The organism is Actinosynnema sp. NPDC091369 (genome assembly GCF_044757065.1).
GTDB lineage: Bacteria > Actinomycetota > Actinomycetes > Mycobacteriales > Pseudonocardiaceae > Actinosynnema.
Genome location: NZ_JBIVUG010000002.1, coordinates 438,250 through 451,613, shown reverse-complemented (window position 1 = coordinate 451,613; position 13,364 = coordinate 438,250). Strand labels below are relative to the sequence as shown.

Here is a 13,364-nt window from a genome sequence, read left to right as displayed (position 1 = left end):
GCGGCCACCGCCCTACGTGACGGGCACCAGTTCGTGCCACGTGCGCGCCGTGGCCACCGGGAAGTACGGCCACGTGTGCTCCAACGGCTGGTCCAGGCCGAGGTGGTGCTCCGAAGGAGTCCACCCGGGCGGCCACGAGGACCTCGCCGTGACCGGGTGGGCCACCACCGTCTCCTCGAAGTCGGCCGACTCGGCGAAGGTCGCCCCGCTGAAGTCGACCTCCGACGAGAACCTGGCCCGGAAGAACTCGGCACCGTCGCCGAAGCCGGCCCCGGCGAACACCGCGGACCCCGAGAACCCCGTCCCGAGGAACTGGACGCCCCGGTCGAACGCCGCCCTGGTGAAGTCGGCCCCGGCGGAGAACATCGTGTCGGAGAACGTGACCGGAGCGGCGAACCGCGTGTCGCGGAACCAGGCGAGCGCGGTGAAACCGGCGCCGGTGAACCTCGCCACCTCCTGGAACGTCGTGGCGGAGAACCCGGCGTCCTTCGCGAACCACGCCCGGGTGAAATCGGCGTCCCCGTCGAACCCGCCCTGGTCGAAGTGGACGCCCCTGGGGAACCTCGCCTGGTAGAACACCGCCCGTCCGGCGAACGTCGCGCGGACGAACGACGCCCCGTCCTCGAACTCGCTGCCGAAGAAGTTGGCGTACCCCACGAACCTGGCCTCGTCGAACCGACCGCGGCGCAGCACGCACCTGCTGAAGTCGAGGTCGATCAGCACCGCGCCCGTCAGGTCGACGTCCGTGTCCGCCCAGAACGCGTCGCCGGGGCGCAGGTGGGTGGCCAGGACGCGTTGGGCGGTGAGCCGCACCTCGCGCTCCTGGGCCCGCCCCCGGGTCTGCTGGTCGACGTCCTCGCCGGGCCGGTCGCCGGGCGGGTCGAACGGCATCCGCAGGTAGGCGCAGAGCACGCTGACCACGGTCTGCCGCTGGTGCTCGTTGTCCTGCGCGAGGCGTTCCAGCGCGTAGAGGCCGGCCAGCCGCACCGGTGCCTTGTCCGACCCCAGTTGGTCGGACGCCTTGGTGTAGAGATCGGTCACCCGTCTGGCCTCGGCGTCGCGCTCGGTCGCGGCGGCGACGCGTTCGGAGTGCAGCCGGGTGTGCTCGGCGACCTCGCGCTGCAGCTCGTAGGCGCGGGCCACGTCGTCCTGGTCGCGTTCCTTCTGCACCAAGCCGACCTCAGCGGCGTGCTGCCTGCGCCACGCCAGGTACAGCGCGAAGAGCCCGCCGCCGCCGAGGCCGATGCCCAACCCGGTGCGCACCGCGTCGAACCGCGCGCTCACCAGCGGAGCGCCGGAGATGCCCGCCGTGCCCGCCCACCACAACGCCACGACCACGCCTGCGGTGAGAACCGCGATCCCCGCCCCGACCGCCGCGACCACCCGGCCCCGCAACGGCCGCATCGGCGGTGTGCCCGGTCGAGTGCGCTCCGGCGTGGGGCGCGGTAACGGATCGGGGGCGGCGTGGTCGTCGGTCACGTCTCGATGATGCCGCCACGCGCGGGTCGGGCGGGGCGGAACGGGCGGGAAGTGGCGGAACGGGCGTAGGCGCCCGGTGCGGTGCCCAGCATGCGGCGGAAGTGGCGGGTCAGGTGGGACTGGTCGTAGAAGCCGACGGCCGGGGCGACCTGGGCCGGTGGCAGGCCGTCGAGCAGGAGGCGGCGGGCCAGGTCGACGCGGCGGCCGGTCAGGTAGCGGTGCGGGGGCAGGCCGAACTCGCGGGTGAACGCGCGGACCAGGCGTTCGGGGCCGGCGGTCAGGCGGGTGGCGGCGTCGGCCAGGGTGAGGGTGTCGGTCACGTGGGCGTCCAGCAGGTCCCGCAGCGCGTGGGCCAGGCCCGGTTCCGCGGTCGGGAGCCGGGGCGGGCGGCTGGTCAGGTGTGCGCGCAGCCGGTCGCGGACCAGCGCCAGCCGGGACTCGGCTTCCCACTCGTCGCCGCCGTGCAGCACGCCGTGCAGCTGGTGCACCCGCGACCGCAGCGCCGGGTCGGCGAACGCCGGGTGGTCGACCGCCGCGCCCACCAGGTCCGCGCCCAGCACCGACGTGTCCAGGTAGAGCACACGCTTGCGGAAACCCTCGGAGGTCGCGTTGCGGCCGTCGTGCGGGACGTGCGGCGGGAGCAGCGTGACCGACGCGGGCAGCGCGCCGTGCTCCCGGTGGTCCAGGCCGTAGGTCACGGTGCCGGTGTCGACCAGCAGCAGCGTCCACGCGTCGTGCGTGTGCGCTGGGTAGGCGTGGTCGGTGAAGCGCGCGTGCAGCACCTCCACGATGCCCGGCACGGCGGGCCGCCACGCGGCGATGTCGGGGCCCACGTCAAGAACGTACAAGACGCCGCCCGCCCGCACCGGCGACGGTGTCGGGGTGGAACGATTCGAGACGAAGTTCGCCGTCCTGCTCCGCGACGACCTGGCGCCGTGGCAGGCGCTGAACGTGACCGCTTTCCTGGCGAGCGGCCTCACCGCGGCCGTGCCCGAGGCAGTGGGCGAGCCGTACGAGGACGCGGACGGCACGCGATACCTGCCGATGCTGGGTCAGCCCGTGCTCGTGCTGGCGGGTGGCAAGGAGGTGCTGACCACCGCGCACGCCCGGGCCGTCGGACGCGGGCTGCCGGTGGCGGTGTTCACCTCCGACCTGTTCGCCACGGGCAACGACGTGGACAACCGCGCCGCCGTGCGCGCCGTGCCGCGGGACGACCTCGACCTGGTCGGCCTCGGCGTGCACGGTCCGCGCAACGCGGTGGACAAGGTGCTCAAGGGCGCCCGGATGCACCCGTAGGTCGACACGTGGAACGGGGCCGGACGAGCGCCACGATGCGCCCGCCCGGCCCCGGGATCGGGTTACGGCGTCACGGGCTTGCCGCCGAAGGTGACGGCCAGGCGGCCGTCGGAGGCGTACGACCACGCCAGCGCGCCGGTGTAGGAGGCGCAGCGGGAGCCGTTCGTGCCGCTCCAGAACTGGTTGGTGCTGTCGACGCTGCCGACGGTCTTGTCGTTCGTGCCGCTGCTGGTGCGGCACGACGTGTTGTAGCTGAAGACCGACGAGCCGCCGTCGAAGTTGAAGTTGCGCTCGTTGTTGTCGATGCTGATGTTGTTCGCCACGGTCATCGTGCCGAGGTTGCGGTTGTACGTGAAGCCGTGCTTGCCGTTGTCGTAGGCGATGTTGCGGCGGATCACGTGGTTGACGCCGATGTCCTCACCGCCGAGCTTGTAGCCGTTGCGGTCGCCGTTGCCCGCCTGGCCGCCGTTGCTCAACGTGCCGTTCTCGTAGGCCAGCGAGTCCTCGATGGTGACCGCGCCGATCGGACCGGTGTCGGTCTTGGTGTAGAGGTCCCACCCGTCGTCGATGTTGTTGTGCGCCACCGCGTAGCGGAACACGTTGCCCGGCCCCGAGGTCAGCTTCGCGGCGAACCCGTCGGCGTCCTCGCCGTCGGAGTCGGCGTTGTCGTGCGACTCGGCGCTCAGGATCAGGTTGTTCGACGGCCACTGGTCCTTCGGCGTCGTCGACAGCATCCGCGACAGTTGGAGGCCGGTGTCGCGGTTGAACCGCGTCACGGTCCGCTCGAAGATGTTGTTGCTGCCGCCGACGAAGATGCCGTTGTCGCCGGCCCGCTCGACCACGATCCCCTTGACGTGCCAGTAGTTGCCGTTCACCGCGAGGCCGCGGTTGGCCGGGTCCTCCGCCTGCGCGGAGAAGTTCAGCACCGGCGTCTCACCCGGCTGGGCGTACAGCTTCTTGAGGGCCCCGGAGGCGCCGTTGTTGCCCTGCGGGATGGTGACCGTCTGCGAGAACGCGTAGGTGCCGCCGCGCAGGTAGATCGTGCCGCCCTGGGCGACCCGGGAGATGGCCGAGGTGAGCGTGGTCGGGTCCGACTGGGTGCCGGTCGCCGTGTCGCGACCGCTGGGCGACGCGTACAAGGTGCCCGCGGGCGGGTTCGTGGTCGTCGTCGTAGTCGTGGTGGTCGTAGTCGTCGTGTCAGTGGTGGTGGTCGTGGTGGTGGTGCTGGTGGGCCCGCCGTTGGTCGGGGTGAACGTCCACTGCTTGGTGGCGGCGTTGTCGCACGAGTTCGTCTGCACGAGCGCGCCGGCGGCGGTGGAGTTGTCCTTGGTGTTGGCGCACTTGCCGCCGTTGGCGTTGACCACGCGGTAGTTGGCGCCGCTCGCGGTCAGCGACCAGGTCTGGCTCGCCGCCCCCGTGCACGCCTCCTGCTGGATCGCTTTGCCGGCGCTGGTGGACGCGCCCTGCACGCCCACGCACAGCCCGCTGGAGACCGACGTGATCCGGAAGCCGCCGCTGACCGCGGTGAGGGTCCACCGCTGGCTGCCGGTGTCGGCGCAGGCCGCCTGCTGGAGCTGCACGCCGCTCGTCGCACTGGCGCCGGGCACGACGAGGCACTGGCCGCTGCCCGCGTTCTTGATCGTGTAGGTGCCCGCGCCGACCGCGGCGTCGGCGGGCGTGGCACCCGGCCAGGCCAGCAGGCCGGCGGCCAGCGCCGTGGCGCCCGCGGCCGCGAGCAGGCTCAGGCGCCAACGAGCGCCCCGCGGCCCTGACGACCGCGTGGACGGGGGTCGAACCGTCATGACAACTCCACTTCCGACTTCTCGGGTTGGCCCGCGCCGGCGGTGACCACGGCGGGAACGGCCTGGCAGGGCGGCGGCTGGTGGCGGGGGCGGTCGGCGTGACGGCGCCGCCGGTCCGCGGTCCGCCGGGATCGGCGAAGCGGTCGTGCGAACCCCCGACTGTGGAACCCGCGAGCGCGCGAACCCATGGCCTCGCCTCCTCGCGAGCGGGAACAATCGGAAGTCGTGCCCGAATCGGACCGTGCGGAACTATTGTCCGAGATCCTTCCGGGAACGTGCCAGAACGTAGCGCAGCGGTTGTCGGACCAGCAAGAAGATTCATATTCTTGAATCCCCGCAATTGTTCACGTGGATGAACCCGAACAGTCGCGCTAATAGTTCTTCGACGCACTCGACGGTCATTCGGAATGGTCCGGCGCGCGGGGAACGGGGCATCCGCGTGCCGTATCGCCCTGCTCCGTACGGCCGCCGCCGCCCGGTGATCGGCACCGGGAGAATCGGGGGTGTCGAGAGGGGGACCGGGGTGCCGCGTCTGGAACGCCCGCTGGTCGAGGAGGACACGCCGGTGCGGAAGTTCGCGGGCGACCTGAGGCGCCTGCGGCACGTGGCCGGGCTGCCGTCCTACCGCGAGCTGGGCCGGCTGGCCAACTACTCGCCCGCCGCGCTCTCCGAGGCGGTGGCCGGGCGCAGGTTGCCGAGCCTGGCCGTGACCAGGGCGTTCGTCCGCGCGTGCGGTGGTGACGTCGAGGAGTGGACGGCGCGCTGGCGCGAGCTGGCCGCCGAGGGCCCGGACGACGGGGACGCGCCGTACGTGGGGCTGGCCGCCTACCGCGTCACCGACGCCGACCGGTTCTTCGGCCGCGAGGCCGAGGTCGGCCGCCTGCTGGCCCTGGTGCGGGAACGCCCGTTCGTCGGGGTGTTCGGGGCGTCCGGCGCGGGCAAGTCGTCCCTGTTGCGCGCAGGGCTGGCGGCGCGGTGGGGCGAACACCTGGTCGTGACGCCCGGCGCCGACCCGATCACCGAGCTGGCGGCGGCGCTGGCCGACAGCCGGTCCGCGGTCGAGGTCCGCGCCGAGCTGGCCGCCGACCCGGAGCACCTGCGCGTGCTGCTGCGCCGGTCCGGCGACGACCTGCTGCTGGTCGTGGACCAGTTCGAGGAGGTCTTCACCCTCTGCCGGGAGGACGACCGCTCGTGGCTGGTGCGGGCGCTCACCCACGCCGCCGGCGCCGCCCGCGTCGTGATCGGCGTGCGCGCCGACTTCTACGGCCACTGCGCACGCCACCCCGAACTGCTCGACGCGCTGCACCGCTCGCAGGCGCTCGTCGGCCCGATGACCGCCGAGCAGTTGCGCCGCGCGGTCGTCGAACCCGCCGCACGCCGCGGCGCTTCGCTGGAGAACGCCCTGGTGGCCCGGCTGATCGCGGACGTCGCCGGTCGGCCCGGCGCGCTGCCGCTCGCCTCGCACGTGCTGGTCGAGACGTGGCGACGCCGTCGCGGCGCGGTCCTCACCGCGGCGGCGTACGAGGACGCGGGCGGCGTCGAACACGCCCTGGCCCGCACCGCCGAGCAGGTCTACGACGCGCTGCCCGAGCACGACCGGCACGCCGCGCGGCAGGTGTTCCAGCGCCTGGTCGCGCCCGGCGACGGCACCGAGGACACCCGCCGCCGCGTCGCCCGCGCCGAGCTCGACGTGGGCGACGCGCTGCTGGACCGGCTCGCCGCGGCCAGGCTGGTCACCGTCGACCGCGACACCGTCGAGCTGACCCACGAGGCGCTGCTGAGCGCGTGGCCGAGGCTCGTGACCTGGCTGGACGAGGACCGCGAGGCGCTGCGCGCCCACCGCAGGCTCACCGCCGCCGCCGAAGCCTGGCGCGCGCACGGTCGTGACTCCGATTCCCTGTACCGCGGCGTCCACCTCGACCAGGCGCGCCGCCTGGCGCCCCGGCTGAACGAGGCCGAGCGCGAGTTCGTCGACGCGGGCCTGGCCGCCGAGCGCGAGCGGGAGGCGCAGCGCCTGCGGGGGGTGCGCCGGCTGCGGCGGCTCGTCGCCTGCCTCGCCGCGCTGGCCCTGCTGCTCGCCACGACCGCCGGCTACGCGGTCACGGCCCAGCGCGACGCGACCCGTGAGCGCAACCAGGCGTTGTCGCTGCGCGCCGCCGACGCCGCCCTCGACCTGCTGGCCCGCCCGCGCGAGGCGGCGGCGCTCGCCCTGGCCGCGTACCGCGTCGCACCGACGCCACAAGCCCGGGACGCGCTCCTGCTCACCCGTGCCGCGGGCACCGCCACCACACTCGGCCAGGGGTACACGCGCGTGCCGGGCCACGTCGCGGTGACCCACGAGGTCGATTCCGACCCGGCGCTCTCGGGGCTCGACTACCGGCTCTGGGTCGGTCCGCGGTGGCGGCGGGCGGGGGTGGTGGAGGTGCCGCCCAACGGTTTCCTCAACCTGCTCAGCGCCGACGGGAGCACCGCGGTCGCGGTCCTCCGACCCGACGAGTTCGCCGTGTGGGACCTGCGCGACCCCGACGCGCCACGCCGGACCGCCACCCTGACCGGCTGGCCGTTCCCCCAGGGCATCGACGCGGCGGGCACCCTGCTCACCGCGGTCGAGAACGGCGGCGCGGTCCACTGGCGTCCCGACGAGACGACCCGGACCCGACTGCCGGCGGACGGCGTCGAGATCGCCGTGCCGCTGGACGACGGCACCGGCGTGGTCCTGTCGCGCCGTGACGGCAAGCGCCACCACGTGGAGGTGTGGTCGCTGGACGGGCGGGCCACCCCGCTGCTCAGCCGCGCCGGCCGGCTGGGGCTGACGACCGGTCCGGGTGGGCTGCTCGCGGTCTCCGACCTGGACTCCGGGCACCTCACCGTGCTCCGCGGCGCCGACGTGCTGCTGGAGGTGGACGCGATCCCGGAACGGGCCGTGGTCGAGTTCTCCCGCGACGGCACGGCGGTCACCGCGACGCACCGAGACTCGGTGTGGCTGTGGGACCTGCGGGGCGGGGAGGCGTTGGCGTTGCGCGCGCCGGGGGTCGAGTTCAGCTCGGTGCGCTACGAGCGGGGCGAGATCCTGATGGTGGAGACGCGCGGGTCGCTGTGGCGGCTCGCGGTGGACGTCGACCGCGTGATCGGCGACGTGTGCGCCGACCTGGTCGCCGTGGACTGGGCCGCGCACTTCCCCGGCGTGCCGCAACCACCCCTGTGCTCGTGACGGCGCTGTGCTCGTGACGGCGCTGTGCCCGTGGCGCCGCTGTGCACGTGACGCCGCCGCGGGCCGTCAGCCGAGCCGGTAGGCCCGGATCACGGTCTGCCTCAGCTCGCGGTCGCGGCCGTCGTCGGCCCGCACCCGCAGCGACGCGAACGCCCCCGGCCCGGCCCGGTTGCCCACCAGCGCCGCGCGGCCGAACACCGGCAGGCTCGTCCAGCTCACGCCGTCGTCGTAGGACACGTCGACCCGGAAGTGGCGCAGCGGCGGGTTGTCCACGCCGCGCTGCCGGTCCACCACCAGCGGCACGGTCAGCGGCCGGTACGCGGGTGCGCTGCCGGTGTGGTCCAGCTCCGGGGTGAACCGCACCACCGACATCGGCAACCGGCGCTCGCGCGTGGTCGTGTCCGAGCGGAACGTCCAGTCCACCTCGATGCGCGTGCTGAAGTCCGAGACCTCCGGCGCGCGCGTCACCTCGGCCCGCGCCCGCAACAGCGCCGGACCCGGCGGCACGGCGAACACCCCGTGCCCGGTGCTGTCGTTCTCGCCCACCAGCTCGCCGTCGCGGTACAGCGCCGTCCGCGCCGAGGTGGTCCGGGACCAGCCCTCGTTGCCGTCCCGGTCGCCGAACAGCGACAGCGACACCGCCACCTGGTCCCCGGTGCGCGCCAGGTTCGGGTAGGCGCCGGTGTACATCACCGGACCGATGACGGGCGCGCCGAACGACCGGTCGTAGGTCCGGCCCGCGCCGTACCGCTCCTCGTTCCCGCTCATCCGAGCTCCTCCTCGTCGGTGCGAGGAGCCCGTGCCGCGGGCGGTGTGCGCGGCACGGGCTCCTCGGTACCGAGTCAAGCGGGGGAGCGGGTGTTCGGCTTCGCCCGCGGCGCGCTGAACAACGAGGTGTGAACACGCCGGTCAGCTCGCCGTCCACGGCCGGAGCTTGTCCGGGTTGCGCACGGCCCAGATGCGGGTGATCCGGTCGCCCACGACCTCGAACGCGTACACCGACACGGTGACGCCGTCCTGCTGGGCGATCAACCCGGGCCGGCCGTTGACCGTGCGTTCCAGGATCGTCTGGTGCCGGACCCGGTCGCCGAACCGGAGCAGGGAGCGCACGATCCGCTCGACGCCCTCGATCGGGTGCAGCGCGGTGCGCACCACGCCGCCACCGTCGGCGACGGCGGTGACCTGCGGGTCGAGCAGGCTCACGAGCGCGTCGACGTCCCCGGTCTCCAGCGCCTGCTTGAACTCCCGGACGACCTGCGCCTGCCGGGCCACCGGCGGCACGGGGGCGTGCGCGGCCCGGATGCGGCGGCGGGCCGAGGAAGCGAGTTGGCGGCAGGCCGCCGGCGTGCGCCCGACGACGTCGGCGATCTCGGCGAAGGTGTAGCGGAAGACGTCGTGCAGGACGAACGCCACCCGTTCGGCCGGTGTCATCGCGTCGAGCACGACGAGGAAGGCCATCGAGACCGACTCGTCGAGGGTGACCCGGTCCGCGGGGTCGGCGGCGGGCGGGCCGGTGATCCACTCGTCCGGGACGGGCACCGGTTCGGGGAGCCACTCGCCCACGTACGTGACCCGCCGGACGCGGGCCGAGGACAGCACGTTGAGGCACAGCCGGCCGGCGACCTTGGTCAGCCACGCGCCGGGCGAGCGGATGTCCTCCCGCTCCTGGCGCGTCATCGCGTACCAGCGGGCGTAGGTCTCCTGCACCACGTCCTCGGCGTCGGCCAGGGAACCGAGGGCCGGTACGCCAGGTTGGTCAACTGCCGCCGCTCGCCCGCGATCGCGCTCGGCTCGGGGTCGAGCCGGTCGGGCCCCGGCTCGGACTGCGTGGTCATGGTCGTGCCCCTCCGTCGCGCCTTCTCCTACCACCTCCGACAAGACGGCCCGGCCGACTGTGAGGTGGGGCGCACCGCCTGACGTTCGGCCGCGGTGCCCGGTCGGACCGGTGAGGCGCCGTGACCGCCGGGGGGTGACCGCCCGGGGGTGAGCGGGCGCGGTCAGCTCGTGGCCGCCTCCAGCAGCCGGCCGTCCTGGAGCCGGAGCCTGCGGTCGATCCCGATCTCGGCCAGGAAGCGTTCGTCGTGGCTGACCACGACGAACGCGCCCTGGTAGGCGTTGAGCGCGCGTTCGAGCTGCCCGGTGCTGAGCAGGTCGAGGTTGTTCGTGGGCTCGTCCAGCAGCAGCAGTTGCGGCGCGGGTTCGGCGAACAGCACGCACGCCAGCGTGGCGCGCAGCCGTTCACCCCCGGACAGGACGCGGACCGGCAGGTGCGCCCGCGCACCGCGGAACAGGAAGCGCGCGAGCAGGTTCATCCGCTCCGCGGGCGGCATCGCCGGTGCGAACGCCTCCAGGTTCTCGGCGACGGTCAGGTCGCCGTCGAGCAGGTCCAGGCGCTGCGACAGGTAGGCGATCCGGCCGTCGGCCCGCTTGACCTCCCCGCCGTCGGGTTCCAGGTCGCCGTGGACGATCCGCAGCAGGGTGGACTTGCCGACGCCGTTGGGCCCGGTGAGCGCGATCCGCTCGGGGCCGCGGATGGCCAGGTCGGCGCCCTCGCCCGCGAACAGCTCCCGGTCGCCGTAGGCCGCGCGCAGTCGTTCGCCCAGGAACAGCGTCCGCCCGGCGGGCACGGCGGTCTGCGGCAGCTCCAAGGCGATCTTCTGCTCGTCCCGCAAGGCCCGCTCGGCCTCGTCCAGCTTGGCCTTGGCCGCGCCGACCCGGGCCGCGTGCGTGCCGCTCGCCTTGCCCGCCGACTCCTGCGCGTTGCGCTTCATGGTCCCGGCGAAGATCCTGGGCAGCCCCGCGTTGCCGAGGTTGCGCGCCGCGTTGCTCGCCCGGCGGGCGGCGCGTTCGCGGGCCTGCTGCATCTCCCGCTTCTCCCGCTTGAGCTCCTGCTCGACGTTGCGGACGTTCTTCTCGGCGACCTCACGCGCGGCCTCGACCGCGCGTTCGTACTCGGTGAAGTTCCCGCCGTAGTAGCGGACCTCGCCGCCGTCGATCTCGGCGACGCGGTCCACGCGATCGAGCAGGGCGCGGTCGTGGCTGACCACGAGCAGGCAGCCGTGCCAGTCGTCCAGCACCTCGTAGAGCTTGTGCCGCGCGTCGAGGTCGAGGTTGTTGGTCGGCTCGTCCAGCAGGAGCACGTCCGGCCGCTTGAGCAGTTGGGCCGCCAGGCCGAGGGAGACGACCTGGCCGCCGCTGAGCGTGTGCAGGCGGCGGTCCAGGGCCAGGTCGCCCAGGCCCAGCCGGTCGAGCTGGGCGCGGGTGCGCTCCTCGACGTCCCAGTCGTTGCCGATGGTGGTGAAGTGCTCCTCGGCGACGTCACCGGACTCGACCGCGGCCAGGGCGTGCAGCACGGGTGCCACGCCGAGGACCTCGGCGACGGTCGGCTCGCCGGTCAGCGGCAGGTCCTGGGGCAGGTGGCCGAGCACGCCGTCGACGGTGACGCTGCCCGCCGACGGCCGCAGCACGCCCGCGATCAGCTTGAGCAGGGTCGACTTGCCGGCGCCGTTGGGCGCGACGAGCCCGGTGCGGCCGCTCGGGACGGTGAAGGACAGCCCGTCGAACACGGGGGTGTCGTCGGGCCAGGAGAAGAACAGGCCGGAGACGACGACGCAGGTTTCGGACATGGTGGAGAGACCTCGGGTGTGGTGCGGGCAGAGCGCTGCCCAGCGGACAAGGCGGACGACTGGGACGGCCGCTGCGGCTGCGCCGCGGGCCGGTCACATCCGGGGCTCACCCGGAGATGTCGTCTTCACCTGCCACGTCGAGTCTCCCTCAAGACGGATACCTGCACTGATCTTAGCAGCCCGTGCGGCCACCCCGTCGGGTGACCTCGGTGACGGCCTCGGCGGGTGGACCGGACGCGGATCGTCCGGATGCGGGCCTACCGTGCCCCGACACCGACCAGATCCGACCGGAGGAAGACCTCATCGTGGACATCCTGCTCATCGCCGGCCTGTGGCTCGACGGTTCCGCGTGGGACGACGTCGTGCCCGCGCTGGCGGCCCTCGGCCACCGCCCCGTGCCGCTCACCCTGCCCGGCCAGGGCGACGGCGACGCGTCCGCCACGCTGGACGACCAGGTGGCCGCGGTGCTCGCCGCGGTGGACGCGGCGCCCGGTGACGTGCTGGTCGTCGGACACTCGGCCGCGTGCACCCTGGCCTGGCTGGCCGCCGACGCCCGGCCGGACCGGGTCGCCGGGCTCGTCCTCGTCGGCGGCTTCCCGGCGGGCGACGGCAAGCCCTACGCCGACTTCTTCGAGCTGCGCGACGGCGCGATGCCGTTCCCGGGCTGGGAGCCGTTCGCCGGGTCGGACTCCGCCGACCTGGACGACGAGGCCAAGTGCGCCTTCGCGGACGCCGCGATCCCCGTGCCCGCGGGGGTGGCCACGGGCGTCGTGCGGCTGACCGACCGACGCCGCTTCGACGTGCCCGTGCTGGTCGTCTGCCCCGAGTACACCCCGGACCAGGCCAAGGGGTGGATCGACGGCGGGGACGTGCCCGAGCTGGCCGCGGTGGAGCACCTCGACTACGTCGACCTCGACTCCGGCCACTGGCCCATGCTCACCCGGCCGGTCGAGCTGGCCCGGGTCGTCGCGACCGCGGCGAAGGGCTGACCCGCCCGCCGTCCCGCGCCGGGCGGGTCAGGCGAGGTGCTGGAACCCGGTCGCCGCGGCGACCAGGGCGTCCACGCAGGCCCGGATCGCGCCGCGGTCGTCGTCCTCGGCGCGGTTGATCGCGTAGATGGTGCGGTTCAGGGCCGGGCGGGTGGTGACGAACCGGACGCCCTCGGGCGCCGGGTCGCGGCCGAGGCGGGGGATCGCCGCCGCGCCCACGTTGCCCGCCACCAGGGCCAGTTGGGTCGGGTAGCTGCCCACGGTGCAGGTGATCCGCGTGCCGACGCCCTCCTGCCGCAGCACGTGCGTCAGCCAGTCGTGGCAGCTGGAGCCCGCGCTCCAGGCGATCCACGGCAGGTCGTCGACCTCGGTCAGGTCGACGACCTTGCGGTGCGCCAGGCGGTGCCCCGCGGGCAGGGCGAGGTCGGCGACGTCGGACAGCAGCGTGGTCCGCGAGGTCGACGGCGGCACGGCGGTCGGCCGGTGCTCCCAGCTCTCCAGCACCGCCACGTCCAGCCTGCCGTCGACCACCAGCGGCATGGTCTCCTCGGCCTCGCCCTCGTGCAGGGTCACCTCCAGGCCGGGGTGCCGGTCGCGCAGCGTCGCGAGCACGGGCGGCAGCAGGGCGTGCACCGTGGTCGGGATCGCGCCGATCCGCAGGGGACCGGTGACGTCCTCGCGCAGCAGCTCCAGGTCCGTCCGGGCCTGCTCGACCCGGGCCAGGATGGCCGCCGCGTGACCCGCCAGCACGTGCCCGGCGGTGGTGAGGCGGACCGTGCGGCCGTGCGGCTCCAGCAGGCGCTGACCGGCCTCGCGTTCCAGCTTGGCCAACTGCTGGGACACGCCGGACGGCGTCACGTGCAGCGCCGTCGCCGCCGCCGCGACCGTCCCGTGCGTCGCCACGGCGTGCAGGGCGCGCATCCGCTCCAGACCGAACACGGTAGCGATGCTACCGGGTTCT

Annotated in this window: 9 protein-coding genes and 1 pseudogene; 3 read left to right on the top strand and 7 right to left on the bottom strand. The window is 73.9% G+C overall.

Annotation, left to right across the window (positions count from 1 at the left end; translation table 11 throughout):
* Positions 1-12 precede the first annotated feature (12 nt).
* Both ACIQMJ_RS10210 and ACIQMJ_RS10205 read right to left on the bottom strand, forming a co-directional pair.
* Entirely contained in the window at positions 13-1,479 is a 1,467-nt protein-coding gene (locus tag ACIQMJ_RS10210; RefSeq protein ID WP_499760619.1) for a pentapeptide repeat-containing protein, read from the bottom strand.
* The gene (locus tag ACIQMJ_RS10205) at positions 1,476-2,312 is read right to left on the bottom strand and encodes an AraC family transcriptional regulator (RefSeq protein ID WP_499760618.1); all 837 of its coding nucleotides are present in this window, start codon (positions 2,310-2,312) and stop codon (positions 1,476-1,478) included. Before ACIQMJ_RS10205 ends, ACIQMJ_RS10210 begins: the two co-directional genes overlap by 4 nt.
* A gap of 49 nt (positions 2,313-2,361) precedes the next feature.
* Between ACIQMJ_RS10205 and ACIQMJ_RS10200 the strand changes: the two genes are divergently transcribed.
* Positions 2,362-2,775: a DUF2000 family protein gene (locus tag ACIQMJ_RS10200; RefSeq protein ID WP_499760617.1), complete on the top strand. Its 414-nt coding sequence runs from the start codon at positions 2,362-2,364 to the stop codon at positions 2,773-2,775.
* 62 nt (positions 2,776-2,837) lie between these two features.
* On the opposite strand, the gene ACIQMJ_RS10195 is transcribed toward ACIQMJ_RS10200, so the two are convergent.
* Complete coding sequence (locus tag ACIQMJ_RS10195) at positions 2,838-4,577, bottom strand: RICIN domain-containing protein (RefSeq protein ID WP_499760616.1); 1,740 nt, start codon at positions 4,575-4,577, stop codon at positions 2,838-2,840.
* A 523-nt stretch (positions 4,578-5,100) separates the two neighbouring features.
* On the opposite strand from ACIQMJ_RS10195, the gene ACIQMJ_RS10190 reads away from it, so the two are divergent.
* Complete coding sequence (locus ACIQMJ_RS10190) at positions 5,101-7,788, top strand: nSTAND1 domain-containing NTPase (protein ID WP_499760615.1); 2,688 nt, start codon at positions 5,101-5,103, stop codon at positions 7,786-7,788.
* Positions 7,789-7,854: 66 nt separating this feature from the next.
* Here ACIQMJ_RS10190 and ACIQMJ_RS10185 read toward each other — a convergent pair whose 3' ends face one another.
* From ACIQMJ_RS10185 to abc-f, 3 genes and pseudogenes are all read right to left on the bottom strand, one after another.
* A complete protein-coding gene (locus ACIQMJ_RS10185; protein WP_499760614.1) occupies positions 7,855-8,556 on the bottom strand; it encodes a hypothetical protein in 702 nt (233 codons plus the stop codon).
* A gap of 141 nt (positions 8,557-8,697) precedes the next feature.
* Positions 8,698-9,623, bottom strand: a pseudogene (sigJ, locus tag ACIQMJ_RS10180) (RNA polymerase sigma factor SigJ).
* A gap of 162 nt (positions 9,624-9,785) precedes the next feature.
* Positions 9,786-11,414, bottom strand: coding sequence for a ribosomal protection-like ABC-F family protein (abc-f, locus tag ACIQMJ_RS10175; RefSeq protein WP_499760613.1), 1,629 nt, complete (start codon positions 11,412-11,414; stop codon positions 9,786-9,788).
* 305 nt (positions 11,415-11,719) lie between these two features.
* Here abc-f and ACIQMJ_RS10170 point away from each other — a divergent pair, with 305 nt between their 5' ends.
* On the top strand, positions 11,720-12,403 hold the full coding sequence (locus ACIQMJ_RS10170; RefSeq protein ID WP_499760612.1) for an alpha/beta fold hydrolase: 684 nt from the start codon (positions 11,720-11,722) through the stop codon (positions 12,401-12,403).
* 27 nt (positions 12,404-12,430) lie between these two features.
* Here ACIQMJ_RS10170 and ACIQMJ_RS10165 read toward each other — a convergent pair whose 3' ends face one another.
* Positions 12,431-13,342, bottom strand: a complete 912-nt coding sequence (locus tag ACIQMJ_RS10165) for a LysR family transcriptional regulator (protein ID WP_499760611.1) — start codon at positions 13,340-13,342, stop codon at positions 12,431-12,433.
* Positions 13,343-13,364 lie beyond the last annotated feature (22 nt).